This window comes from Micromonospora fulviviridis (assembly GCF_014648395.1).
Lineage (GTDB): Bacteria > Actinomycetota > Actinomycetes > Mycobacteriales > Micromonosporaceae > Micromonospora > Micromonospora fulviviridis.
The window spans coordinates 487,488-512,028 of sequence record NZ_BMRA01000004.1 but is presented as its reverse complement, the minus strand read 5'-3'; the positions used below and the strand labels follow the sequence as shown (position 1 = coordinate 512,028).

At 75.4% G+C, this 24,541-nt stretch carries 14 protein-coding genes and 1 pseudogene; 4 read left to right on the top strand and 11 right to left on the bottom strand.

Annotated features, from left to right (window positions below):
• Both IEY96_RS32635 and IEY96_RS13760 read right to left on the bottom strand, forming a co-directional pair.
• Positions 1-318 (bottom strand): annotated as a pseudogene (locus IEY96_RS32635) (hypothetical protein); the annotation flags it as partial.
• A complete protein-coding gene (locus IEY96_RS13760; protein WP_229791585.1) occupies positions 315-2,882 on the bottom strand; it encodes an FtsK/SpoIIIE domain-containing protein in 2,568 nt (855 codons plus the stop codon). The pseudogene IEY96_RS32635 and the gene IEY96_RS13760, both read right to left, overlap by 4 nt.
• Positions 2,883-3,074: 192 nt before the next feature.
• Here IEY96_RS13760 and IEY96_RS13755 point away from each other — a divergent pair, with 192 nt between their 5' ends.
• A complete protein-coding gene (locus IEY96_RS13755; protein WP_189195187.1) occupies positions 3,075-4,496 on the top strand; it encodes an alkaline phosphatase PhoX in 1,422 nt (473 codons plus the stop codon).
• A 50-nt stretch (positions 4,497-4,546) separates the two neighbouring features.
• On the opposite strand, the gene IEY96_RS13750 is transcribed toward IEY96_RS13755, so the two are convergent.
• Both IEY96_RS13750 and IEY96_RS13745 read right to left on the bottom strand, forming a co-directional pair.
• The gene (locus IEY96_RS13750; protein WP_189195186.1) at positions 4,547-7,240 is read right to left on the bottom strand and encodes a hypothetical protein; all 2,694 of its coding nucleotides are present in this window, start codon (positions 7,238-7,240) and stop codon (positions 4,547-4,549) included.
• Positions 7,241-7,401: 161 nt separating this feature from the next.
• Positions 7,402-7,995 carry a TetR/AcrR family transcriptional regulator gene (locus IEY96_RS13745; RefSeq protein ID WP_229791584.1) on the bottom strand — a complete coding sequence of 198 codons (594 nt, stop codon included), beginning with the start codon at positions 7,993-7,995 and terminating at the stop codon, positions 7,402-7,404.
• A 275-nt stretch (positions 7,996-8,270) separates the two neighbouring features.
• Here IEY96_RS13745 and IEY96_RS13740 point away from each other — a divergent pair, with 275 nt between their 5' ends.
• Entirely contained in the window at positions 8,271-9,731 is a 1,461-nt protein-coding gene (locus tag IEY96_RS13740) for an MFS transporter (RefSeq protein ID WP_229791583.1), read from the top strand.
• 64 nt (positions 9,732-9,795) lie between these two features.
• Here the strand turns inward: IEY96_RS13740 and IEY96_RS13735 are convergent, their stop codons facing one another.
• Entirely contained in the window at positions 9,796-10,581 is a 786-nt protein-coding gene (locus IEY96_RS13735; RefSeq protein ID WP_189195183.1) for an SGNH/GDSL hydrolase family protein, read from the bottom strand.
• Positions 10,582-10,781: 200 nt separating this feature from the next.
• Between IEY96_RS13735 and IEY96_RS13730 the strand changes: the two genes are divergently transcribed.
• The gene (locus tag IEY96_RS13730) at positions 10,782-12,320 is read left to right on the top strand and encodes a M1 family metallopeptidase (RefSeq protein ID WP_189195182.1); all 1,539 of its coding nucleotides are present in this window, start codon (positions 10,782-10,784) and stop codon (positions 12,318-12,320) included.
• Between the two features lie 50 nt (positions 12,321-12,370).
• On the opposite strand, the gene IEY96_RS13725 is transcribed toward IEY96_RS13730, so the two are convergent.
• The 4 genes from IEY96_RS13725 to gltB all read right to left on the bottom strand — a co-directional run bounded on the left by IEY96_RS13725 (position 12,371) and on the right by gltB (position 21,021).
• Positions 12,371-12,883, bottom strand: coding sequence for a hypothetical protein (locus tag IEY96_RS13725; RefSeq protein ID WP_189195181.1), 513 nt, complete (start codon positions 12,881-12,883; stop codon positions 12,371-12,373).
• Between the two features lie 88 nt (positions 12,884-12,971).
• Positions 12,972-14,648, bottom strand: a complete 1,677-nt coding sequence (locus IEY96_RS13720; RefSeq protein ID WP_229791582.1) for an MFS transporter — start codon at positions 14,646-14,648, stop codon at positions 12,972-12,974.
• 204 nt (positions 14,649-14,852) lie between these two features.
• Complete coding sequence (locus IEY96_RS13715) at positions 14,853-16,361, bottom strand: glutamate synthase subunit beta (protein ID WP_189195180.1); 1,509 nt, start codon at positions 16,359-16,361, stop codon at positions 14,853-14,855.
• Positions 16,354-21,021 carry a glutamate synthase large subunit gene (gene gltB, locus IEY96_RS13710; RefSeq protein WP_189195179.1) on the bottom strand — a complete coding sequence of 1,556 codons (4,668 nt, stop codon included), beginning with the start codon at positions 21,019-21,021 and terminating at the stop codon, positions 16,354-16,356. Before gltB ends, IEY96_RS13715 begins: the two co-directional genes overlap by 8 nt.
• A 146-nt stretch (positions 21,022-21,167) precedes the next feature.
• Between gltB and IEY96_RS13705 the strand changes: the two genes are divergently transcribed.
• On the top strand, positions 21,168-22,013 hold the full coding sequence (locus tag IEY96_RS13705; protein ID WP_189195178.1) for a GNAT family N-acetyltransferase: 846 nt from the start codon (positions 21,168-21,170) through the stop codon (positions 22,011-22,013).
• A 39-nt stretch (positions 22,014-22,052) separates the two neighbouring features.
• Here the strand turns inward: IEY96_RS13705 and IEY96_RS13700 are convergent, their stop codons facing one another.
• Together IEY96_RS13700 and lgt are read right to left on the bottom strand one after the other, a co-directional pair.
• The gene (locus IEY96_RS13700; RefSeq protein WP_189195177.1) at positions 22,053-23,234 is read right to left on the bottom strand and encodes an FAD-dependent oxidoreductase; all 1,182 of its coding nucleotides are present in this window, start codon (positions 23,232-23,234) and stop codon (positions 22,053-22,055) included.
• Positions 23,235-23,245: 11 nt separating this feature from the next.
• Entirely contained in the window at positions 23,246-24,463 is a 1,218-nt protein-coding gene (gene lgt, locus IEY96_RS13695; protein ID WP_189195176.1) for a prolipoprotein diacylglyceryl transferase, read from the bottom strand.
• Between the last annotated feature and the right edge of the window lie 78 nt (positions 24,464-24,541).

The window sequence follows — 24,541 nt, the reverse complement described above, 5'->3', positions numbered from 1 at the left end:
GGCGGCGGGGGCGGCGGATCCCGCCGCGGGCACAGTCGATCCCGCGGCCGGCGCGCTCGATCCCGCCGCCGGCGGGGCGCCCACCGGAACCGCCGGCGCGCTGGGCGCCTCGGCCGGGACCGACCGCATCGGCAGGTTGATGGCCTGACCGAGCTGGTCGAGGCGCTGCCCCTGGGCGGCGAGCCGCCGGCCGAGCTGGTCCACGGTGGACTGGAGGGCACGCCGGCGTTCCGCCTCGGCGGCGACCGCCCGCTCCCCGCCCCGCTGCCGGGTGGAGAGCTCCCGGAGCAGGGCCGCGTACTCGTCGAACCCGGTCACGACTCGTCCCCGTCGCCGACGAAGGGCACGATCAGCGCGGTGCGGTGCTCGTGCCGGTCGACCAGCAGGGCCCGGGCGTCGCGCGGGGCGTAGGCGAGGTCGTGCGCCCCCAGGTGCAGCCCGAGGTCGGCGGCGGGCACGTTCAGCGCGACCAGGCAGGCCACGTCGTCGCGGTTCTGGCTGCCGCCGAGATCCTCGGCCAGCCGGCGCAGCCCCCGCCACCAGCCGAGCAGGTGCACCCCGTGCCCGGGCCCCTGGCGCAGCACCGCCCGCAGGTCGTCGTGGCCGGAGCGGAACGTCTCCGGGTCGGTCGCGGCGAGCGCCCCAGCCGCGGCGTCCATCCCGAACACCACGAGGTAGGTCCGGCCAGCGCCCGGAGCGGGCGCGGCGGCCAGGTCGGCGAGGTGGGTGCTCAGCCCGGCCGCGTCGAGGCGGCGGACCGGGTGGCCGGCGGCCGCGAGGGTCATGGCCAGGTCGTCGGCGGTCTCCGTGGTCCCGGGCGCCAGCGGCGCGAACAGGAAGCGGGCTGTGCCGGGGGCGTGCTGCCGGGCCAGGCTGAGGGCGGCCGACCGGAGCACGTCCACGCCGCTCGCGGCGGTGCCGACCACCGCCAGGTGCCGGCCCGGGCTGGCGTCGAGGCGGAACCCGGCCGGGCTGCCGGCCACGTCGACGGCGCGGCCGACGAGGGCGAGCGGCGGCTCGGCGCCCGGGGCCAGGCCGGCCCAGGTGGGGTCGTCGGCGAGCCGGGGGGTCTCGTACCCCCGGAAGACGGCGGGCGGGCGGGCGCCGGCGGGGCGGGCGGCGAACAGCTCGTGGCGCAGGGCGGCGAGGTCGGCCGCGGCGGCGTGGGCGTCGGGGAAGCGGACCTCGGTGTCCGCGCCGGCCGCGCCGCCGGCGGTGTTGACCACGGCCGTGCCCACGGCGAGCGCCTTCGCGGCGTCGTTGAGCGGATCGAGCACCGCGGCCCCGCCGGGCAGCGCGACCCGGAGCGGGAACTGGCCGAAGATCGCCTCGGCCCGGCCGTAGAGGGCCTCGATGCCGGTGGTGCTCTGGCTGGCCAGCACCAGGTGCAGGCCGTACGAGCGGCCCTTGCGGGCCAGTTCCTCGATCAGGTCGACGGCCTGCCGGGCCAGCGGGTCGTTGCCGGCGAACAGGACGTGGAACTCGTCGATCACCGTGACGATCCGGGGCGGCCGGGCGTTCGGCGGCAGGTCGGCGAGCTTGCTGACACCGTGCCGCTTGAGCAGGTCGGCCCGGCGGGTCAGCTCGGCGCGCAGCTCGCGCAGCACGGCCACGCCGTACTCGCGGTCGGACTCGATGCCGACGGCGCGGGCGTGCGGCAGCCAGGACGGGTCCCGCTCGGTGGGCACGAACTCGGTGAAGCTGACCCCCTCCTTGAAGTCGAGCAGGAGGAGCTGGAGTTCGGCCGGGGAGTAGCGGGCGGCCAGCCCGTAGAGCACGTCGAGCAGGAACACGGTCTTGCCGGCGCCGGTGCGCCCGCCGACCAGCCAGTGCGGGGTGGCGTCGTCGAAGGCCACGGTGACCGGTTCCCGGCTGGCCGCTCCCCCGACGGCGTCGGCCGCGCCGAGCCGGACCCCGCGCACGGCGCGGCCGAGCACGGTACGCAGCCCGGCGCCGGACGACTCGGCCCAGCGCCGGGCCGGCAGCAGGTCGGCGAAGGTGACCGCGGTGGCCCGCCGGGTGGCCGCGGCGAGCTGCCCGGCCAGCCCGGTCACGGTGGCGTGGGACGGGTCGCCGTCGAGCACCACCGGGGCGGCCAGCCCGCTGCCGTCGGCGCTGAACGGCCGGCCGGGTGGGTCGCCGACCAGGGCGTACCGCTCGTTGAGCCGGAGCTGGGTGGTGGCGCCGAGCGGCGGGGCCTCGCCCGGCCCGGCCGGCGGGTGGCCGGCCAGCAGCACGCAGACCGCCGCGGCGGGCCCGGCGTGGGTGAGCGCGGCGAGCCGGGCCAGCTCCCGCGACGGCGGGGCGGACGCGGCGACCACCAGCAGCAGCTCCCGGTCCTCGGGCGCGACCCCCTGGGCGTCGCGGGCGTGCCGTTCCGCCGCGTCCAGCAGGGCGGCCGTCTCCGCGACGGTGGTGGCGGCCGGGGCGAGCACGCCGGCGTCGAGCAGCGGGCGCAGCGGCAGGAAGGTGGCGCCGAACGCGGCCGGGTCGATGCCGGCCACCCGGACCGTGCCGTCCGGCGCGGCGGCCAGCAGCCGCACCACGAGCGCCCGCAGCAGCTCGCCGACCCGGGTGTCCCGGGCGTCGGTGTCGACCGCGAGGTGGGCGCCCGCGCCCAGCGGCACCAGCACCGGGAAACCGCCGTCCACGGTGGTCGCCTCGCCGAGGCGTACCGGAACGGGGTTCGTGGCGGCGCGGGCGGTGCCGGGCACCGGGCCGGCCAGCTCGCCGCCGAGCCGGGCCAGCCGCGCCACCAGCTCCGGGCTGCCGACGGGCGCCGGGCCGGCGGCGGCCAGCGCGCGCCGGGCGGCCTCCCAGCGGCGCAGGGCCTCCCGGTGCAGGGCGACCGCCTGCCGGTACGCCGTCGCGAGCCTGCCCACCGTCCGCCCTCCGACGCCGCACCACCTGATCGAGGGGAACCCTAACGGACGCGCGCCGGCCCGGCACAGTACGCGGCGCGCACCCGACGTTGGCCCACTGTTCATCCCACGGTGGCCATTCCCGCCGGACGCCGTTCCCCCGGCCGCACTTGCCTTTGCCCTGAGCAACGATGTGAACAGGAAGGCAACGACGTGACCTCCTCCCCCATCTCCCGGCGCGCCCTGCTGCACGGCGGCGCGGCGGCCGGCCTCGGCATCGTGGTGGCCGGCAACCTGGAAGCCATCGCCGGCCCGGCGACGGCCCGGGCCGCGACCCGCCCGGCGGTCGGCTACGGCGACCTCGTCCCGGACCCGGCCGGCCTGCTGGCCCTGCCGCCCGGCTTCTCCTACACCATCGTCGCCCAGGCGGGCGTGACCCTGCTGGAGTCCGGGCAGGCCACCCCGAGCGACGCGGACGGCACCGGCTGCTTCCTCGGCCCCAACGGGTCGGTGCTGGTGAACAACCACGAGATCGGCGGCGGCGAGCCGTTCCCGGTGCCGGCGCTGGCCGGTCTCACCTACGACCCGGGCGCCGCGGGCGGCACCACCACCATCGAGGTGGACGGGCAGGGCCGGCGGCTGCGCGAGTACGTCAGCGTGGCCGGCACGCACAACAACTGCGCCGGCGGCATCACCCCGTGGGGCACCTGGCTGACCTGCGAGGAGACCGAGCAGCGAGCCGGCGGGAAGTACCAGAAGGACCACGGGTACGTCTTCGAGGTGGATCCGCACGACCGGGCCGCCAACCAGAACCCGGTGGCGCTGAAGTTCCTCGGCCGCTACTCGCACGAGGCGGTCGCGGTGGACCCGTACACCCACGCCATCTACCTGACCGAGGACGCGGGCGGCCCGAACGGCCTCTACTTCCGGTGGACCCCGCCCGCCGGGTTCCGCGCCGGCAAGGGTGCGCTGCGCGCGCTCGCCCAGCGGCCGGACGGCGACACCGCCGGCCGCCTCCAGGCGATGCACTGCTTCCGGGGCGACCAGCACGTGGCCGACCTCGCCGAGGCCACCACCCCTGGCACCCGCTACAAGGTGGAGTGGGTGGACGTGCCGGACCGGGACGCCCGGACCGTCTCGGTGCGCAAGCAGTTCACCGACGCGGAGGTGACCCGCAGCCGCAAGCTGGAGGGCGCCTGGTGGGCCGACGGCGGCGCGTACTTCGTGGCCAGCTTCGCCCGGCACGACGACGGCAGCGTCAACGAGCACGACGGCCAGGTCTGGTTCTACGACCCGCGCACCGAGACCGTGACGCTGAAGACCATCTTCGGGGTGAACCCCGACCCGGAGGCGGACAACGGCAACTACGACGGCCCGGACAACATCACCGTCTCCCCGTACGGCGGGGTGATCCTGGCCGAGGACGGCGAGGGCGTGTCGCACCTGGTCGGCGTGACCGAGCAGGGCAAGGCGTACCCGCTGGCCCGCAACGAGCTCAACGACAGCGAGTTCACCGGCCCGACGTTCAGCGCGGACGGGAAGATCCTGTTCGCCAACATCCAGTCCCCGGGCTACGTCTTCGCGATCACCGGCCCGTGGGGCCGGCCCAGCAACGCGGACGTCGACGCGTCCTGACCCGGCGGTGACGGCCGGCGGCGCCACGGGGGCCGCCGGCCGTCGCGCCGTCAGCGGGGGCGGCAGCCCGGGTCCGGGCCGCCGTCGGCCACCCCGCAGGCGAACACCTCGACCGGCGGGGCGGCCACGTCGGGCACCCGGGCCACGGTGAGCAGCGCCAGCCGCTTGGCGACCGGCTCGCCGGAGTCCGGGGCGTACCGGACCAGGCCGCCGACCCCCGGGTAGCCGCCCGCGGCGTTCTGCCGCAGCACCTCGGCGTGCACCCCGACCGGGTTCACCGCGCGAGGGTCCCAGCGCCGGCCGGTGTCGGCGTGCCGCAGCCGCGCGGCGAGGCTCTCCAGCGCGCGCACCATCATCATCGAGGCGTCGTAGGCGAGGCTGACCCGCTCGCCGACCGGCGGGTTGGCGCCGTCGCGGCAGCGCGGCGGGTCGAGCAGGTCGTCCGCGCCGATCCAGGTGAGGAAGCTGCCCCGGGCGTCGTCGCGCCGCGCCTGCGCGGCCCGCAGCGCGGCGCAGGTGGCCAGGGCGGCCTTCGACACGTACGTCACCGGCAGATTGCCCGGTGCGCTGGCCCGCAGCCCCGGGTTGGCCATGTAGCGGTTCACCGAGTCGTCGGTGACCAGGTGGCGGGGCGGGTCGCCGCCGCACTCCTTGAGCGCCCGCAGGAACCCGTCGAACTCCGACCAGCGCCCGGCGAAGAAGAGCATCCCGGAGTAGCCGCACTCCTGGGTCATCCGCCGCCCGCTGCGCCATTCGTCGAGCCGGGTGAGCCGGCTGCCGAACCGCTCCCGCAGCCCGTCGACCAGGGTGGCGACGTAGAGGTCCTCGGCCAGCGAACTGCCCTCGCCGGTGGTCCAGTAGACGTGCGCCTCCCCCACCCGCAGCACCTGCCGGGCGTACGCCTCGACCATCCGGACCTGCTCCCGGTTGGGCGCCGACATGGCCAGGTAGAGGCTGGAGTTGGCGTCCATCCGGTCGGCCGACAGGGTGGGCGCGAGCACGGGCAGGCCGACCCGGTTGAGTTCCCGCAGCGCCGACGCCGTGCTGGTGCGGCTGTCCACGAGCCCCACCACGCCGAGCACCGTCGGGTCGTCGCGGGCCAGCCCCTCCAGCAGCCGGACGGCCTCGCCGGCGTGCCGCATCTGCCGGCCCGCGTTGGCCACCACGATGTGCAGCAGCGCCGCGTCGTCCGCCGCGGCCGACTCCTTGAGCAGCGCGTACTGGGCGGTCGCCATGCCCTCCAGCTCCTCGCGCTCGGAGACGTAGGACTCCTCGTCCGCCCGCGTCCGGTTGCCGGTGAGGCTGCCCAGGTAGACCAGGGTCAGGTAGGGCCGGCGGTGGTCGCTGCGCCGCCACACCTCCTCGGCGGCCCGGTTCTGCGCGAAGATGCGCCGCTGCACCGCGCGGAGCCGGTCCTGGCCGGGCTCGCTGTTGAAGACCTGGCCGGCGGTGTCGCTGTAGCCGACGCACTCGCCGCCGACCAGTCGCACGCTCACCCGGTCGGTCGGCCAGGGGCGGCAGTCCGGGGCCCACCGCCCGGTGGCCCACACGCCCACCCCGACCACCAGCACGAGGGCCACGGCGGCCGGCAGGAACCGCCGCGACCACCAGGGTGGATCGGGCGCGACCAGCGCCGGCGGGGCGACGCCCACCGGGGCGCCGAGGTCGTCGCCGTCGATCCGCAGCACTACGAGCCACGCGCCGGGGCGGCGCAGCCGCCGGATCTCCGGCAGCGCCTCGGCCCACTCCTCGTACGCCTCCTCGGCCTGGACCACCGGGCGGGCCGCGGCCGGCTCCGGCGGCGGATCCGCGGCGACCGCCACCACCAGCAGCGGGTCGTTGCGGCCGGTCTCGTTGCGTACCTCGTCGAGCAGCCGGACCAGGGTGTGCCCGACGTTGTCGGTGGCCACCCCGTCGAGCAGCAGCACCGGGTACGCGGTCCGCCGCCAGTCCCCCGGCCGCCAGAACCGCCGCCGGTACGCCTGCCGCAGGTCCTCCAGGAAGGCGTGCAGCAGCAGCTTCTCCACCTGGGCCGGGTGCTCGCCGTCGCGCCAGCCGGCGGTGAGCCGCTCGGCGAAGCCCAGGAACGTCACGGACTGCCGGGGCGCCAGGTACTGCTGCCGCATGAACCAGCGGTACTGCCGCCCGAACACCGGCACCCGGCCGGAGACGGCGATCCGGAAGACCACGCTCGGCACGGCCCGGCGCAGCAGCCAGAGCAGGACCTGGAGCGCGGTGCCGACGGCGGAGCCGCCGCCCACCTGGGGATCGTCGCCGGCCCGGCGGCCCCGCCAATCGCGCAGCTGGCGGACCAGCGCGGCCCGGCCGCTGTCCGCGGCGTCCACCCCGACCGCCAGGCTCTGGTGCATCAGCCAGTCGGCCAGCGGGTAGTGCCGGAACCGCAGCCGGGCCGCCCCGAACGCCTCCACGGAGAGCTGCCGGTGCAGCTCGCGCAGCACTCCCGCGACGTCGTCGGGCCCGGGGCGCGCGGCGTCGGCCGCCGGGCGGGCGGTCAGGTCCAGCACGGCGTGCGGGACGCGGCGCCGGGTGCCCTGGCCGACGAAGCGGCGCAGCAGGGCGCCGGCCGCGCCGTCACCCGCCGGCCGGACCAGCCAGAGCAGCGGCAGCCGCCGGTCGCCGCGGCGGGGCCGCCGGAGCAGCCGGGCCAGCAGGTGGAGCAGTTCGAGGCCGCCCGCCGGAAGCTTCTCCCGAGGGGGCCGGGACCGGATCGCCGGTTCGCGCATCGTCACCTCCGGGTCACGGCGGGTGTCGCACCATTGTCGACACCTGGCGCAACGCCGGTGACCCCGACGGTCCCTCGTGAATCCGCCGGGTGGGGACGGTCAGCCGGTCTCGGCCGGCGCGGCCGGCGCGGCCGGCGCGGCCGGCGCGGCCGGCCGGAGCGTCAGCGGTACGCCGCCGGGTGGCGCAGACCGTCCAGGGCGATGGTCAGCACCCGCTCGCGCTGGGCCGGCTCCATGAACTGGTAGGCCATGATGCCGCTGATAAGCCGCACCACGTCTTCGAAGCTGGCGTCCGGCCGGGCCGCACCGGCCTCCTGGGCGCGGCGCAGCAGCGGTTCGCCCGCGGCGTAGATCTCGGTGCGGCAGCTGCGGAACACCTCGGAGTCGTGCACCAGCTCCTCGGCGAGGGCGCGCTTCGTGCCGACGTAGGCGACGAACCGGTGCAGCCAGGCGACCAGTGCGTCCCACGGGGGCACGTCCGCCAGATCGGCGGCGGAGGCGCTGAGCGCGCGGACCTCCTCGACGTAGACCGCCTCGAACAGGTCGCTGCGCTTCGGGAAGTTCCGGTAGAGCGTCCCGATGCCGACCCCGGCCCGCCGGGCGATCTCCTCGAGCGAGGCGCCCGCGCCGGACTCGCCGAACACCTCCCGGGCGGCGACGATCAGCGCGTCGTAGTTCCGCCGGGCATCGGCCCGCTTCGGGCGGCGTGCGAAGACCTCCCCGACCTGCTCGGCGCTGGCCATGACGCGCGTCACCCCTTTCGTCTTGCAAACGGAGGCATCCCTCCGCTACGTTAGTGGAGGCACCCCTCCGGAACTGACCGGAGCCTTGCCTCCGGATAGCTTACTCCGGCTTTCCCCGCCGATCCCACCCACTGCGACCGGCGAACCAGACATTCGGACCCGGGAGGTCCCACCATGCCCGCAACCCGCTGAGACACCTCAGCCCGCCCGAGGCCGCCACCGTCGCTGATCCGCGCGAGCGGCCCCCGGAAGACCTTTCCCACGTCATGCGAACGGGAGCCATTTCCGTGATCGACACCGTCCGGCGCGACTCGCGCCGGTTGACCTTCCTCGTCCTCGCGGCCGGCGCCGGCTTCTTCGCGATGCTCCAGTCGCTGATCACCCCGGTGCTGCCCACCATCCAGCACGACCTGCACACCTCGCAGAACACCGTGACCTGGGTGCTGACCGCCTACCTGCTGTCCGCGTCGATCTTCACCCCGGTCCTCGGCCGGATCGGCGACATGGTCGGCAAGGAGCGGACCCTGGTCGTCTCCCTCGCCGCGCTCGCGCTGGGCTGCCTGCTGGCGGCCGTCGCGCCCAACATCGGCATGCTCATCGTCGCCCGGGTCGTCCAGGGCATCGGCGGCGCCGTCTTCCCGCTCTCGTTCGGCATCATCCGCGACGAGTTCCCCGCCGCCCGGGTCAGTTCGGCCGTCGCGGCCATCTCGGCGATCGTCGCGGCCGGCGGCGGCCTCGGCGTCGTGCTGGCCGGACCGATCGTCGCCACCCTGGGCTACCGCTGGCTGTTCTGGATCCCGATGGTCGTCGTGGGCCTCACCGCGCTCGCGGCGCACCGCTTCGTGCCGGAGTCGCCGGTGCGTACCCCGGGCCGGGTCAACTGGGCGGCCACCCTGCTCCTCTCCGGCTGGCTGGTGGCGCTGCTGCTGCCGGTCAGCAAGGGCGCGGCCTGGGGCTGGACCTCCGGCCGGGTGACCGGGCTGCTGGCGCTCGCCGCCGTGCTCCTGGCCGGTTGGCTGGTGGCCGAGGCCCGCTCGGCGAACCCGCTCATCGACATGCGGATGATGCGCCTGCCCGCGGTCTGGACGACCAACCTGGTCGCACTGCTCTACGGCGCCTCGATGTTCGCCGTCTACGCCTTCCTGCCGCAGTTCGTGCAGATCCCGACCAGCGCCGGGTACGGCTTCGGCGCGAGCATCACCCAGGCCGGGCTGCTCATGCTGCCCATGCTGGTCGGCATGTTCGTCGCCGGTCTCGTCGCCGGCCGGCTGGCGGCCCGGTTCAGCGCCAAGGCGCAACTGGCCACGGGCGCCGTGTTCAACGTGCTCGCCGCCGCCATGCTGACCGTCGCGCACGACACCCGCTGGGAGATCGGCGTGGCCGGCGGCCTGGTGGGGCTCGGCATCGGGCTGGCCTTCGCCTCGATGGCCAACCTGATCGTGGCCAACGTGCCGGCCCGGCAGACCGGCGTGGCGACCGGCATGAACGCCAACATCCGCACCATCGGCGGCGCGATCGGCGCCGCGGTGGCCAGCACCGTGATCACCGCCCACCCGCAGGCGAGCGGGCTGCCCCGCGAGGCCGGGTTCACCATGGGCTTCCTGCTGCTCACCGGCATCTCGGTGGCCGCCGCGCTGGCCGCCCTGGCCGTGCCCTCCGGCCGCCGGGCGGCGCGGGGACGCCACGGCACGCCGCCGGCCCGGTACACCGAGCCGGAGCTGACCGGCGAGCTGGCCACGGCCCGCTGACCGGCGGGGCGACAGCGGCAGGCGGCCGGCGGTCCGGAAGGGACCGCCGGCCGCCTCGCGTCGGTCAGCCGATGGCGGCGGTCAGCGCGGCCAGGTAGCCGTGGCGGTAGCCGTCGGCGTCCGGGTGGTACGCCTCGATGAGCCCGCTCACGTCGTTGATCCACGGGTCGGCGGCGCAGACGCCGTGGCCGGCGAAGAACGGCCGGGCGTCGACGAAGGTGGCCCCGGCCGCCCGGGCCCGGTCGGCGATCACGGTGGCGAGCAGGTCGGCGGCCTGGTTGAGGATGGTCCGCTTGTAGGTGCTCATGGCCAGCAGGCCGCAGTAGTTCGTCTCGAACAGCCGCGGGTAGCCGAGCACCACCAGCCGGGCGTTGGGCGCCCGGTTCCGGATGGCGGCGTAGGTGTTGTCGAGCCGGCCGGGCAGGGTGGCGGTGGCGAAGGCCCGGGAGTCGTTGACGGCGCCCTCACAGGTCGAGGTGCTGCCGAACCGGCAACTGGTGATGACGTCGGCGAAGCCGGCGTCGTTGCCGCCGATGGTGACGGTGACCAGGGTGGTGCCGGTGCTCAGCGAGTTCACCTGGCTGTTGATGACGTCGGCGGTGACCGCGCCGCCGCAGGCCGGGAACTTGAAGCTGGTGACCGCGTGCGCGGCGGCCCAGAGCGGGGCGTACGACTTCTGGCTGCGCAGGCAGGTGGAGAGGTCGTACGGGCCGGCCCCGACGCCGGAGGAGTAGGAGTCGCCGAGGGCGACGTAGTTGACGGTGGCCGCCTTGGCGACGCCGGGGACGAGCACGGCGCCGAGGACGGCCGCGAGCAGCGCGGCCAGGGCGGTGCGGACGCGACGGGACATGACAGGACCTCCACGGGACAGGGGTGGTGGAGCCCGTTGACCGCGCGCGTGGCCAGGGGGGTCGAAAGCTTGTTACTAGTCGGTAATCCTATCGAAACATCGGCATAAATTGAATAGCCGTGGCTCGCCTCCGGGGGCAGACGCGTTCACAACCGTCGATTAGGTTGGCGGTCGTACACCCCGATGGAGGGAGTCCACCCGTGCGACGCGCTCTCACGGCGGCCATCGCCGCCCTGACCGTCACCACCGCCGGCACCGTCGTGACCGGCGCCCCCGGCCAGGCCGCCCTACCGGGCTGGGGCCGGCCGAAGAAGCCCGCGGCGGCCACCCCGGCCCCGGGCAGCCCCGGGCTCGGCGACAGCTACTTCCCCGACTACGGCAACGGCGGCTACGACGTCGGCCACTACGACATCCGGCTGCGCTACGAGCCGGCCACCGACCGGCTCAGCGGCACCACCACAGTCCTGGCCACCGCGACCCAGGACCTGTCCCGGTTCAACCTCGACTTCGCCCTCGACGTCGAGTCGGTCCGGGTCAACGGCTGGTCGGCCGGCTTCGCCCGGGAGGGCGCGCACGAGCTGGTGGTCACCGCGCCCCGGCCGATCCTCAAGGGACAGCAGCTCACCGTCGTGGTGAAATACGCCGGCGTCCCGTCGGAGACCCTGGTCCAGGGCTACACGGGCTGGACCCGGGTCGCCGACGGCGCGCTCGCCGTCAACGAGCCCGAGTCGGCCTGGTGGTGGTACCCGAGCAACGACCACCCGACCGACAAGGCCACCTGGGACGTCTCCGTCTCGGTGCCGACCGGCGTCGAGGTGATCAGCAACGGGGTGCAGCCGCGCGCCCCGCTCCCCGAGGCCGGCAACCGCACCCGGTGGAGCTGGCGCAGCGTCAAGCCGGGCGCCACCTACCAGGCGTTCCTGGCCATCGGGCAGTACGACATCGTCACCGACACCGCGCCGAACGGGCAGCCGGTGGTGAACGCGTACAGCACCACGCTGGGCGAGCGCGCGCCGGCCGCCCGGGCCAGCATCGAACGCACCGCCGAGGTGATCGACTGGGAGAGCGGCGTGTTCGGGCCGTACCCGTTCGAGGCGCAGGGCGGCGTGGCCGGCCCGGTCGACGGCATCGGCTTCGCCCTGGAGACGCAGAGCCGCCCGGTCTACGGCCCCGGCTTCTGGCGGCGCGGCTCGAACACGTACGTGGTGGTGCACGAGAACGCCCACCAGTGGTTCGGCGACTCGGTCTCGGTGGCCGACTGGCGCAACATCTGGCTGAACGAGGGCTTCGCCTCGTACGCCGAGTGGCTCTGGTCGGAGGAGCAGGGCGAGGGCACCGCCCAGGAGCTGTTCGACTTCACCTACGCCAGCTACCCGGCCGACTCGGAGTTCTGGCAGGTCCTCCCCGGTGACCCGGGCGCCGGCGACGTCTTCGCCGACGCGGTCTACGACCGGGGCGCCATGGCGCTGCACCAGCTCCGGCTGGCCGTCGGCGACGAGGCGTTCTTCCGCATCCTGCCGGCCTGGACCGCCGAGCACCGCTACGGCAACGGCACGATCGCCCAGTTCCAGGCGCTGGCGGAGCGGATCTCCGGCCGGGACCTCGACGCGGTCTTCACCACCTGGCTGTTCACCGCCGGGCGCCCGGAGCCGGCCGCCGCCGCACGGGCCGCGGTGGCTCCGGCCCAGCCGAAGTCGTGGACCGGGATCCGGGCGGCCCACCAGCTGCTGGATCGCTGACCGGCGCCGGCCGGGGCCCGCTCCACCACCCTGGGAGCGGGCCCGGCCGGTCAGGCCGCCACGGGAGCGGCCGTGGCCGGGGTCGCCGCCTCGATCGCCCGGATGTGCCGGTACGCGAACCAGAGCGGCGGGAACGCGCCGACCGCGAAGGAGAGGTCGACCAGCGTCCAGAACCAGGGGATGTCCCGCACCGGCCCGCAGATCAGCGCGAGCGGCACGATCCCGGCGCAGGCGATCATGCCGAGCTGCACCACCCAGACGTTGCGCACCGGGTCACGCAGCGGCCCCCAGAACGCCACCGCGAGCACCAGGTGCGCGAAGGCGAGCCAGTCGGTGCCGTAGAGCATGAACGGGTAGCGCTCGCCGGTCTCGACCAGTCCGGTGTGGACCCGCTCGATCCAGTCCACCAGGGCCGGGAACTGGCCGGCGAGCGGGTCGAGCGCCCGGAGCAGCCAGCGCACCTCCAGCTCCAGCGGGAACGCGGTCACCCCGCTGAGGAACAGCCCCACCACCACGACCCAGAGCCATCGGCGGATCCGCCGCAGGCGTACCTCGACGTCCATACCCGCAGCGTAGTGACGATCTTCGCGCCGTCGGGCCCCGCGCGGCGCCGCGGCGGCATGACCTCGCTCACCCGGCCGCGACGCCCGATCAGGCGGCGGGGCAGCCGTCGCGGTGCGCGTACGGCGACCGCAGTGCGGTCCACCGGGAGCGGCGCCGGCCCCGGTGGGGGGCGCAGGCCGCGCAGTCGTGCGCCGCGCGGGCGGCCCGGCTCGACCGGAGCCGGCCGGCGCCGGGACGCGCACCGGCCGCGCCGCCGGGGAGCGCCACCGGGGACGCGCCGGGCAGAACAGCCGGCCGGGGCAGCGCTGCGGCGGTCGCGGCGGTCGCGGGGGCCAGCCGCGCAGCGCCTGGGCGGACGACGCCGGCGGCGGTGGCGGTCGCGGCGACGAGCCCCGCACCGGCCGGGCGGACGACCCGGGCGGCGGTGGCGGTCGCGGCAACGAGCCCCGCACCGGCCGGGCGGACGACCCGGACGGCCGTGGTGGCGACCCGGCGGATCGGGCGGGCGGCGGGCGCGGCCAGCACCAGGGTGAGCCGGTGCGCCAGCCGGCGCTCGCGGAGCCGGTCCAGGGCCACCCCGGCCGCCGCGGTGGCGACGGCGGTGACCGTGCCGGCCAGCACCAGGGTCTGCCGGGGGCCGGCGTGCTCGGCGAGCCAGCCGAGCAGCGGCGCGCCCACGGCCGCGGAGATCGAGCCGGTGACCGCCAGGGCGGCCAGCACCCGCCCGCGCATGGCGTAGTCGGTGTCGAGCTGGGCCCGGGCGCCGACCGTGGTGTCGATGATCACCGCCGCGGCCGCCACCGGCAGGATCACCGCGGCGAAGCTCAGCGTGCCCGGGGCCAGCCCGGCGACGATCTGCAGCCCGCTGGCCAGCAGGCCGGCCCCGACCAGCACCGCGTAACCGAGTTCCGCGCGGCGGGCCGCGAACAGGGCGCCGAGCACCGTGCCGACGGCGAAGACGGTGGAGAGGAAGCCGTAGCCGGACGCGCCGCCGTGCAGCGGCCCGTCGCTCATGGCGGCCATGGTGACCTGGTAGTTGCGGCCCAGGCTGCCGAGCACGAAGGAGAGCGCCAGGGCCACCAGCACCACGGGCTGGCGTCTGAGGTAGCGGAAGCCCGCCCGGATGCCGCCGTCGGCCGGTGCCACGTCGGCCGGCGCCGGCTCGCCGGCGTGCCGCTCCCCCTCGCGTACGGCGAACAGCGCCACGACGACCGCGACGAAGCTCGCGGCGTTCACGGCGAAGAGCAGCGCGGGGCCCACGGCGGCGACCACGACGGCGCCGAGGCTCATGCCGAGGATGCGCCCGGCGGAGTTGGTGAGCGAGCCGAGCGCGAGGGCGTTGCCGAGGCTCTCCCGGTCGACCAGGGTTGAGGCCCAGCGGCCCATCACCGGCCCCTCGATCGCCGACACGGCCCCGGTGGCCAGCGAGATCGCGTAGATGGCCGGGAGGCCGCCGGCTCCGGTGACGGCGACCACGGCCAGCCCGGCGGCGAGCAGCGCGTGGGCGGCCTGGGCGCCGATCAGCAGCGGCTTCGCGGGCACGCGGTCGGCCAGCGCGCCACCCCAGACGCTCAGCACCAGCGTGGGCAGGGCCTGGAGCAGGACGGTGAACCCCATCGAGGTGGCCGATCCGGTTTCGGCCAGCACGAACCAGTTGACGCCGAGGACCTGCATCCAGGTCCCGATGACCGACACGAACCCGGCCGCGGCCCAGATCCGGTAGTTGCGGTGGCGCAGCGCGGCGAACGTGGCGCCGAGGGCCATGAGAGTTTCCCCGTCCAGACGGTGACACGACGAAGCCGGACCTCGCGGGTCCGGCCAGCGCACAAGTCTGGCGGCGGTCAAACCTCCCGACGACAGTTGGTGAGAGGTTTCACCAGCGCGGTCGGACGCCCGGGCGGCACCGGGCACGAACGGGACGCACGACACCCCGGTCCGCCGGGGACCGGGGTGTCGGTGACGCGCGGGTCAGCGGGCGGCGAGCGGCTGCCGGGCCGGGTCGACCGGCGCGGGCAGCGTCCCGACCCCGCCCAGGTAGGCGTGGATGGCCGCGGCGGCGGCCCGGCCCTCGGCGATCGCCCAGACGATCAGCGAGGCGCCCCGGTGCATGTCCCCGGCGACGAACACGCCGTCGGCGTCGGTCTGCCAGTCGGGGCGGGCGTCGACCGCGCCCCGGCCGTTGCGGCTCACCCCGAACTGGGTCAGCAGCGGCTGCTCCTCGGTGCCCTCGAAGCCGATGGCGAGCAGCACCAGGTCGGCCGGGATCTCCCGCTCCGAGCCGGGCAGCGCCGTGACGATCCGGCGGCCGTCGACCTTCTCGACGGTCACCTCGGCGATCCGGACCGCCCGGACCTGGCCGGTGCCGTCGTCGACGAACTCCTGCACCGCCACGGCGAAGACCCGCTGGCCGCCCTCCTCGTGCGCCGGGTAGCTGCGCAGCACCCACGGCCAGGTGGGCCACGGGTCGCGGGCGGCGTCCCGGTCGGCCGGCGGCTCCGGGTAGAGGTCGAGCTGGTGCACGCCGGCCGCGCCCTGCCGGTGGGCCACACCGAGGCAGTCGGCGGCGGTGTCGCCACCGCCGATGATCACCACGTGCTTGCCGGCCGCGTCGATCGGGGTGCCGTCCGGGAGCGTGGCCAGCGCCGGCTTGCCCGCACCCGCCGCCGCCACCACTCGGTTGGCGGCCACGAGGTGCGCCATGGCCTGGTGTACGCCGCGCAGCGCCCGACCCGGCGTCTCCGGGGTGTCCCGGCCCTGCAGCGCGCCGCAGGCGAGCAGCACCGCGTCGTGCTCGGCGCGCAACTGCTCGGCGGTGACGTCGACGCCGACGTCCACCCCGGTGCGGAAGCGCACCCCCTCGGCGGCGAGCTGCGCCAGCCGCCGGTCGATGTGCCGCTTCTCCAGCTTGAAGTCGGGGATGCCGTAGCGGAGCAGGCCGCCGAGCGCGTCGTCCCGCTCGTACACGGTGACGGCGTGGCCGGCCCGGGCGAGCTGCTGTGCGGCGGCGAGACCGGCGGGGCCGGAGCCGACCACGGCGACGGACCGTCCGGTCGGGGCCGGCGCCGGCTGCGGGCGCAGCCCGCCCCGGGCCACCGCGGCGTCGGCGATCTCCACCTCGACCTGCTTGATGGTGACCGGCTGCTGGCCGCCCAGGCCGAGCACGCAGGCCGCCTCGCAGGGCGCCGGGCAGAGCCGGCCGGTGAACTCGGGGAAGTTGTTGGTGGCGTGCAGCGACTCCACCGCCGAGTCCCAGGCGCCGGTGCGGACCAGGTCGTTCCAGTCCGGGATCCGGTTGCCGAGCGGGCAGCCGTCGTGGCAGAACGGGATGCCGCAGTCCATGCAGCGGGTGGCCTGCTCGCGGATCAGCTCCTCGCCGGCCGGCGGGTAGACCTCCCGCCAGTCCATGATCCGCACCGGCACCGGCCGGCGCGCGGGCAGCCGCCGGTCGTAGCGCAGGAAACCGTTCGGGTCAGGCACGAGCCACCTCCTGGGCGACCGCCCGCGGGGCGGGGGGCGCCGGTACGGCGGACGGCGCCGAGAGGGCGCTCATCACCGCGTCGTCGACGTCACGGCCGGCGGCTTCGGCGGCCCGCATGATCTCCAGCACCCGGCGGTAGTCCCGGGGCACCACGGCGGTGAACTCCTCCACCGCCTCCGGCCAGCGCTTCAGCAGCTCCTCGGCGACCACCGAGTCGGTCTCGGCGAAGTGCCGCTGGACCAGCTCGTGCAGCCGCTCCCGCTCCTCCTCGCGCAGCGGCGACAGGTCGACCAGCTCGGCGTTGACCAGCCGCCGGTCCAGCCGGTGCACGAACGCGGTGCCGCCGGACATGCCGGCCGCGAAGTTGCGCCCGGTCGGCCCGAGCACCACCACCGTGCCGCCGGTCATGTACTCGCAGCCGTGGTCGCCGACGCCCTCGACGACGGCCACCGCGCCGGAGTTGCGCACCGCGAACCGTTCGCCGACCCGGCCGCGCAGAAAGACCTCGCCGCCGGTGGCGCCGTACAGGATGGTGTTGCCGGCGATGATCTGGTCCTCGGCCCGGCGGCCCGGGTCGGCGTCCGCGCCGGCGAACGGCGCGGCGGCGTCCGGGCGGACGACCAGCCGCCCGCCGGAGAGGCCCTTGCCGACGTAGTCGTTGGCGTCGCCGTGCAGGCGCAGGGTGACCCCGCGCGGCAGGAACGCGCCGAACGACTGGCCGGCGGTGCCGTGCAGCAGGAACTCGACGGTGTCGTCGGGCAGCCCGGCGCCGCCGAAGCGGCGGGTCACCTCGCCGCCGAGCATCGCGCCGACGCTGCGGTGCTCGTTGCGGACGGCCACCTCGACCCGGACCGGGGTGCCGTCGCGCAGCGCCGGCTCGGCGAGGGCGATGAGCTGGTTGTCCAGCGCCAACTCCAGGCCGTGGTCCTGGGCCCGGATCCCGCGCCGGGCGGCGCCCTCGGGAAGCTCGGGCAGGTCCAGCACCCGGCTGAGGTCGAGCCCGTGGCCCTTCCAGTGGTCGATCGCGCCGGTGACGTCGAGCAGCTCGGTGTGCCCGATCGCCTCCTCGATGCTGCGGAAGCCCAGCTCGGCCAGGTAGCCGCGGACCTCCTCGGCCAGGAAGAGGAAGAAGTTCTCCACGAACTCCGGCCGGCCGGTGAAGCGCTCGCGCAGCACCGGGTTCTGGGTGGCGATGCCGACCGGGCAGGTGTCCAGGTGGCAGACCCGCATCATCACGCAGCCCTCGACGATCAGCGGGGCGGTGGCGAAGCCGAACTCCTCGGCGCCGAGCAGCGCCGCGACCAGCACGTCCCGGCCGGTCTTGAGCTGGCCGTCGACCTGCACGGTGACCCGGTCGCGGAGCTTGTTGAGCAGCAGCGTCTGCTGCGCCTCGGCCAGGCCCAGCTCCCAGGGGGTGCCGGCGTGCTTGAGCGAGTTGAGCGGGGATGCCCCGGTGCCGCCGTCATGGCCGGAGATCAGGATGACGTCGGCCTTGAGCTTGGCCACGCCGGCGGCCACGGTGCCCACCCCGACCTCGCTGACCAGCTTGACGTGCACCCGGGCGGCCGGGTTGACGCACTTCAGGTCGTGGACGAGCTGGGCCAGGTCCTCGATCGAGTAGATGTCGTGGTGCGGCGGCGGGGAGATCAGGCCGACGCCCGGGGTGGCGTGCCGGGTCCGGGCGATCCACGGCCAGACCTTGTTGCCGGGCAGCTGGCCGCCCTCGCCGGGCTTCGCGCCCTGGGCCATCTTGATCTGGAGGTCGTCGGCGTTGACCAGGTATTCGCTGGTCACGCCGAACCGGCCGCTGGCGATCTGCTTGACCGCCGAACGGCGCAGCGGGTCGTGCAGCCGGTCGACGTCCTCGCCGCCCTCGCCGGTGTTCGACTTGCCGCCGAGGCGGTTCATCGCGATGGCCAGGGTCTCGTGCGCCTCCGCCGAGATCGACCCGTACGACATGGCGCCGGTGGCGAACCGCTTGACGATCTCGGTCGCCGGCTCGACCTCGTCCAGCGGCACCGGCGGACGCACCCCGGTACGCAGGCTGAACAGCCCGCGCAGCGAGCCGCCCCGCGCGGCCAGCTCGTCGACCTTGGCGGTGTACTGCCGGAAGACGTCGTACTGGCGGCTGCGGGTGGCGTGCTGGAGCAGGAAGACCGTCTCCGGGTTGAACAGGTGCAGCTCGCCCTCGCGGCGCCACTGGTACTCGCCGCCGACCTCCAGCCGGTCGGTGGCCCGCCCGCCCGGGGCCGGCCAGGCCAGGGCGTGCCGGGCGGCCACCTCGGCGTGGATCTCGGCCAGGCCGATGCCGCTGATGGTGCTCGGGGTGCCCCGGAAGTAGCGCTGGACCAGCCGGGTGTCCAGGCCGACCGCCTCGAAGACCTGCGCGCCGCAGTACGACGAGACCGTCGAGATGCCCATCTTCGACATGATCTTCAGGACGCCCTTGCCGAGCGCCTTGACGTAGTTGCGGATCGCCTTGCCCGCCTCCACGCCGACCAGCGCGCCCGTGGAGATCATGTCCTCGACCGACTCGAAGGCCAGGTACGGGTTGACCGCCGCCGCGCCGTAGCCGATCAGCACGGCCGCGTGGTGCACCTCGCGGCAGTCGCCGGACTCCACGATGAGCGCCACCTGGGTGCGGGTCTGCTCCCGCACCAGGTGCTGGTGCACCGCGGCGGTGAGCAGCAGCGACGGGATCGGGGCCAGGTCGGCGTTGGAGTCCCGGTCGGAGAGCACCAGGATGCGCACGCCGTCCTCGATCGCCTCGGAGACGTGCCGGCAGATCTCGGTGAGCCGGGCCTTGATGCCGGCGCCGCCGTCGCGGACGCGGTAGAGCCCGGAGACCCGGACCGCCTTGAAGCCGGGCAGGTCGCCGTCCTCGTCGATGGAGAGGATCTTGGCCAGCTCGTCGTTGTCGATCACCGGGTAGGGCAGCACGATCTGCCGGCAGCTCGCCGGACCCGGGTCGAGCAGGTTGCCCTCCGGCCCGATGGTGGACGCCAGGCTGGTCACCAGCTCCTCGCGGATGGCGTCCAGCGGCGGGTTGGTGACCTGGGCGAAGAGCTGGTGGAAGTAGTCGTAGAGCAGCCGCGGCCGGGCCGACAGCGGGGCGATCGGGGTGTCCGTGCCCATCGAGCCGATCGGCTCGGCGCCGCTGCGGGCCATCGGGGCGAGCAGGATCTTCAGTTCCTCCTCGGTGTAGCCGAAGGTCTGCTGCCGGCGGCGTACCGAGTCGTGGGTGTAGACGATGTGCTCGCGCGGGGGCAGCTCGTCCAGCTCGATGAGGCCGGCGTGCAGCCACTCCCCGTACGGCCGGGCGGCGGCCAGCTCGGTCTTGATCTCGTCGTCGGAGATGATCCGGCCGTTGACCGTGTCGACCAGGAACATCTTGCCGGGCTGGAGCCGGCCCTTGGCGACCACGGTGGCCGGGTCCAGGTCGAGCACGCCCGCCTCGCTGCCCAGCACCACCAGCCCGTCGGCGGTGCGCCACCAGCGGCCCGGGCGCAGCCCGTTGCGGTCCAGCACCGCGCCGACGATCTCGCCGTCGGTGAAGGCGACCGAGGCGGGGCCGTCCCACGGCTCCATGAGGCTGGCGTGGAACCGGTAGAAGTCGCGCTTGTCGGCGCGCATCTCCGGGTCGTTCTCCCACGCCTCGGGGATCATCATGAGCACCGCGTGCGGCAGGCTCCGCCCAGCCAGGTGCAGCAGTTCGAGGACCTCGTCGAAGTTGGCCGAGTCGGAGGCGGCCGGGGTGCAGACCGGGAAGACCCGCCGGATGTTGCCGGGCAGGTTCGGGCTGCGCAGCAGCGCCTCCCGCGCCTGCATCCAGTTCCGGTTGCCGCGGATCGTGTTGATCTCGCCGTTGTGGGCGATGAAGCGGTACGGGTGGGCCAGCGGCCAGGACGGGAAGGTGTTTGTGGAGAACCGCGAGTGCACCAGCGCGATGGCGCTCACCACCCGCTCGTCGGTCAGCTCCGGATAGAACGCCGGGAGCTGGTCCGGGGTGAGCATCCCCTTCCAGACCATCGTCCGGCCGCTCAGCGACGGGAAGTAGGCCGGGACGCCCCGCTCGGCGGTCTCCCGCTCGACCTGCTTACGCAGGCAGAACGCCACCCGGTCCAGGCCGAGCCCGGTCAGCGGGGAGCCGGCCGGCCCGGCGGGCGCGTCGGTGAGCCGGTGCGCGGCCAGGAAGAGCTGCCGGACCCGGGGCATCGCCGCGAGGGCGGTCTCGCCGAGGCCGGACGGGTCGGTGGGCACCTCGCGCCAGCCGAGGATGTCGGCCCCCTCGACCAGGGCGTACTTCTCCACCACCTGGCGGGCCCGGGCCTCGGCCGCGTCGTCGTCGGGCAGGAAGACCAGGCCGGTGGCGTACTGGCCCACCGGCGGCAGCGGGAAGTCGACGACCGCGCGCAGGAACGCGTCCGGGACCTGGATCATGATCCCCGCGCCGTCACCGGTGTTGTGCTCCGCGCCCCGGGCGCCCCGGTGGTCCAGCCGGCAGAGCGCCCCGAGGCCGTTCGCGACGACCTCGTGGGAGCGGCGCCCGTGCAGGTCGGCCACGAAGGCCACACCGCAGGCGTCGTGCTCGTGCGCGGGGTCGTAGAGCCCCGTCGTCCGCGGGGCCGGCTGGGGGCTGTGAGGGTACGGAAAGGCCACCGGGCCTCCTGTCGTCACTCAGGTTGGAACATGGTGGGGACGACGTCGGCCCTCGGGGGTTTTATTGAGTCTACGTTAGGGCTTCCGGCGCAAGGCCAGTTCAGATTGATCACACTTCCAGAATCTGGGACGTGTAGTCTCGCGCGGTGGATGTCGTACGCGCTGACGCGCTCGACCGGCTTGAGCGTTTCTACGACGCGGTGCCCCGGGACGGTGCCCGGGCGGAGGAACACGGCGGCCTCGTGCTGTTCGTCCGGGACGGGGCCGGTTGGCCGTTCTACGCCCGCCCCCGGCTGGAGGCCACCGAGCCGCCCTCGCTGGCCGACGTGACCGCGGTCCGGGCCCGGCAGCGCGAACTGGGCCTGCCGGAGGCGTTCGAGTGGGTGCACGAGGTCACCCCGGACCTGCTGGCGGTGGCCCGCTCGGCCGGGCTGAGCGTGCTGGAGGCGCCGCTCATGGTGCTGGAGCCGGAGCGCCTGCCCGACCCGGCGACGCTCAGCGACGTACCGGTGCGGGTCCTCGACCCCGCCGACCCCGGCTTCGCGGCGGACGTGGCGCTGCGCCGGGCCGTCGCCGCGGTCGGCTTCTCGAGCGGTGGCACCGCGCGCGGCGAGGCCGGACCGGCCGAGCGGGACGCCGCGGTCTCCCGGCTGGACGTGGCCGCGCTGGAGGAGGAGGCGGTCCGCATCGCCGACGGCCGGCGCATCTCGGTGCTCGCCGAGACCCCCGGCGACGGGGCGCTGGCCAGCGGCATGGCCATGCGGGTCGACGACGTGGCGGAGATCGCCGGAGTGGCCACCCTGCCGGCCGCGCGCCGGCGCGGCCTCGGCGCGGCGGTGACCGCCACGCTCGCCCACCGGCTGCGCGCCGCCGGCACCGACCTGGTCTTCCTCTCCGCCGGCAGCGAGGAGATCGCCCGCGTCTACCTACGGGTCGGCTTCCGCCGCGTCGGCACCGCCTGCATCGCCGAACCCACGGCCGTGATCGGCTGACGCCCGCTCGTCGGGTCGCCCCGGCGGCGGCACGCCCGGTCAGGCCGGCGGGTGCCAGGAGGCGGCGGCGGTTGCCGCCGTGTTACGCAGCCGCGGGCTGATCGTGCCCAACGCGGCGTCGCGGGCGCGCAGCGCCAGCCGGCCCCGGGTCTGGAGCACCGCCGACATCCGCCGGGTCTGCCGCACCATGGTCGCCGCGCGCGGCCGGCGCAACCGGTCGTAGGCGGCCACCGCGTCGGGGAGGCGGGACTCCCGCAGCAGCGCCGACAGGGTGGCCGCGTCCTCGAAGGCGAGGCAGGCGCCCTGCCCGAGGTGCGGCGGCATGGCGTGCGCAGCGTCGCCGAGCAGCACCACCCCGCCCGGCCCGGCCGGGAAGCCGTACGCCCGGGGCAGCGGGCGCAGCTCGCGGATCTCCTGCTGTACCAGGTCGGCCGGGTCGGTCGCGTCGAGCAGCGTGGCGATTGGTGCGGGCCAGCCCGCGTACCAGCGCTTGAGCAGGGCGAGCTGGGTCTCCGGCGGCTCGGGGCGGGGCGCGCCGGCCGCGGTGGCCACCCAGTAGATGCCGCCGCGGCGGGAGGCGCCCGCGTTGCCCCGGTCGCCGAGCGAGGCGGCCACGAAGCGGTAGCCCGCGCCCAGCGTCTCGCCGTAGACCTCGTCGGGGAGCTGCGGGGCCCGGTACCAGGGGATGACGGCCCGCCAGGCGGCGCAGCCGGAGCTCACCACCGCCGTCTCCGGGGCGAGCTGCCGGCGGATCTCGCTGTCGGCGCCGTCGGCCGCGACCACCAGGTCCGCCTCGACGGTGTGCCGGCCGTCGCCGACCGCGGGGCGCTCGCCGGACGCCGCCCGCACGGTGCGGACGGTCACGCCGGTGCGCAGCTCCACCTGGTCGCCCAGCCCGGCGATGAGCGCGTCGTGCAGGTCCTCCCGGTGCACCACCACCGGCATCCGCTCGGCCGGGGTGGGTCGGGGCTGCACCAGCCAGTGCCCGTCGGGGCGGCGTACCCCGCCGTCGGGCAGCGGGGTGGCGATGGCGTCCAGCCCGGCGCCGAGGCCGAGGGCACGCAGCGCGCGTACCCCGTTGGGCCAGAGCACCACGGCGGTCGTCTCCGGACGGACCCGGTCGGCCCGTTCCAGGAGGGTGACGCGCCAGCCGGACCGGGCCAGCGCGCCGGCCACCGCCAGCCCGCCGAGGCCGGCGCCGACCACCACCGCGCTCCGCATGACTCCCCCGCTCAGCTGTCCCGGTCGGCGGGGCGGGCGCCACCGGCGCCGGCCCGGTCCTCGTCCGTCCGGTCCGGGTCGGGTCGCGCCTCGTCGGCGGGGCCCTCCGCCGGCTCGCGCTCCGCGGCGTCCGCGTCGGTGGCGGCCTCCTCGGTCCCGGCCCCGGCGGCCTCGTCCCGCTCGGCCTCGTCCGTCGCCGCCGGCTCCTCGGCGGGGACCGCACCGGTCTCCCGGTACGCGCGGAACTGCTCCTCGGTCACGACCCGGTAGCCCTCCGGCGCGACCGGCCGCGCCCCGGCCTCCCGCGCGGAGAGGTCGACCTGCGACACGTCGCCACCCGCGGGCGGGACCGGGGCGGCCGGCTCGCCGACCGGGATCAGGTACTCGCGCGGCCCGCGCACCCGCACGAAGTAGACGAGCGCGCCGAGGAAGACCAGCGCCGCGGTCCACACGTTGAGCCGCACGCCGAGGATGTGGTTGGCCTCGTCGGTGCGCATCAGCTCGATCCAGAACCGGCCCGCCGTGTAGCCCATCACGTAGAGCGCGAAGGCCCGCCCCCGGCCCAGCCGCAGCTTCCGGTCGAGGACCAGGACCAGCGCGGCGACGCCGATGTTCCAGAGCGCCTCGTAGAGGAAGGTCGGGTGGTAGAGCCCGGGCTCGAGGACCGGGTTGCCGGCGTCGTCGCGCAGCGCGTGCCCCGGGTTGTCCGGGTCCATCACGTGGACCTCCAGACCCCAGGGCAGGCTGGTGCGCCCGCCGAAGAGCTCGTTGTTGAACCAGTTGCCGAACCGGCCGACCGCCTGGGCCAGCGGCAGCCCCGGCGCCAGGGCGTCGGCCACCACGGCGAACGGGATGCCCAGCTGGCGGGCGGCGAACCAGGCGCCGACCGCGCCACCGGCCACCGCGCCCCAGATGCCGAGCCCGCCCTCCCAGATGGCGAACGCCTTGAGCGGCTGGCCGTCCGCCCCGAAGTACTTCTCCGGCGAGGTGATCACGTGGTAGATCCGGGCGCCGATGATGCCCGCGGGCACCGCCCAGACGGCGATGTCGAGCACGGCGCCGGGCGCGACGCCGCGGCGGCGCAGCCGGTACTCGGTGACCACGCAGGCCACCACGATGCCGACGATGATGCAGAGCGCGTACGCCCGGATCGGAACCGGTCCGAGCTGCCAGACGGCGGTGCTGGGGCTGGGCAGGGCCGCCAGTGGGGTCATCGGGGCGAGGGTCACGGGTGCACACGGTACCGGGACGGACCGTGCTCGCGGCACCCCGGTCCGGCCGGGTTCGTGCGTCGGCTGACTTCTGGT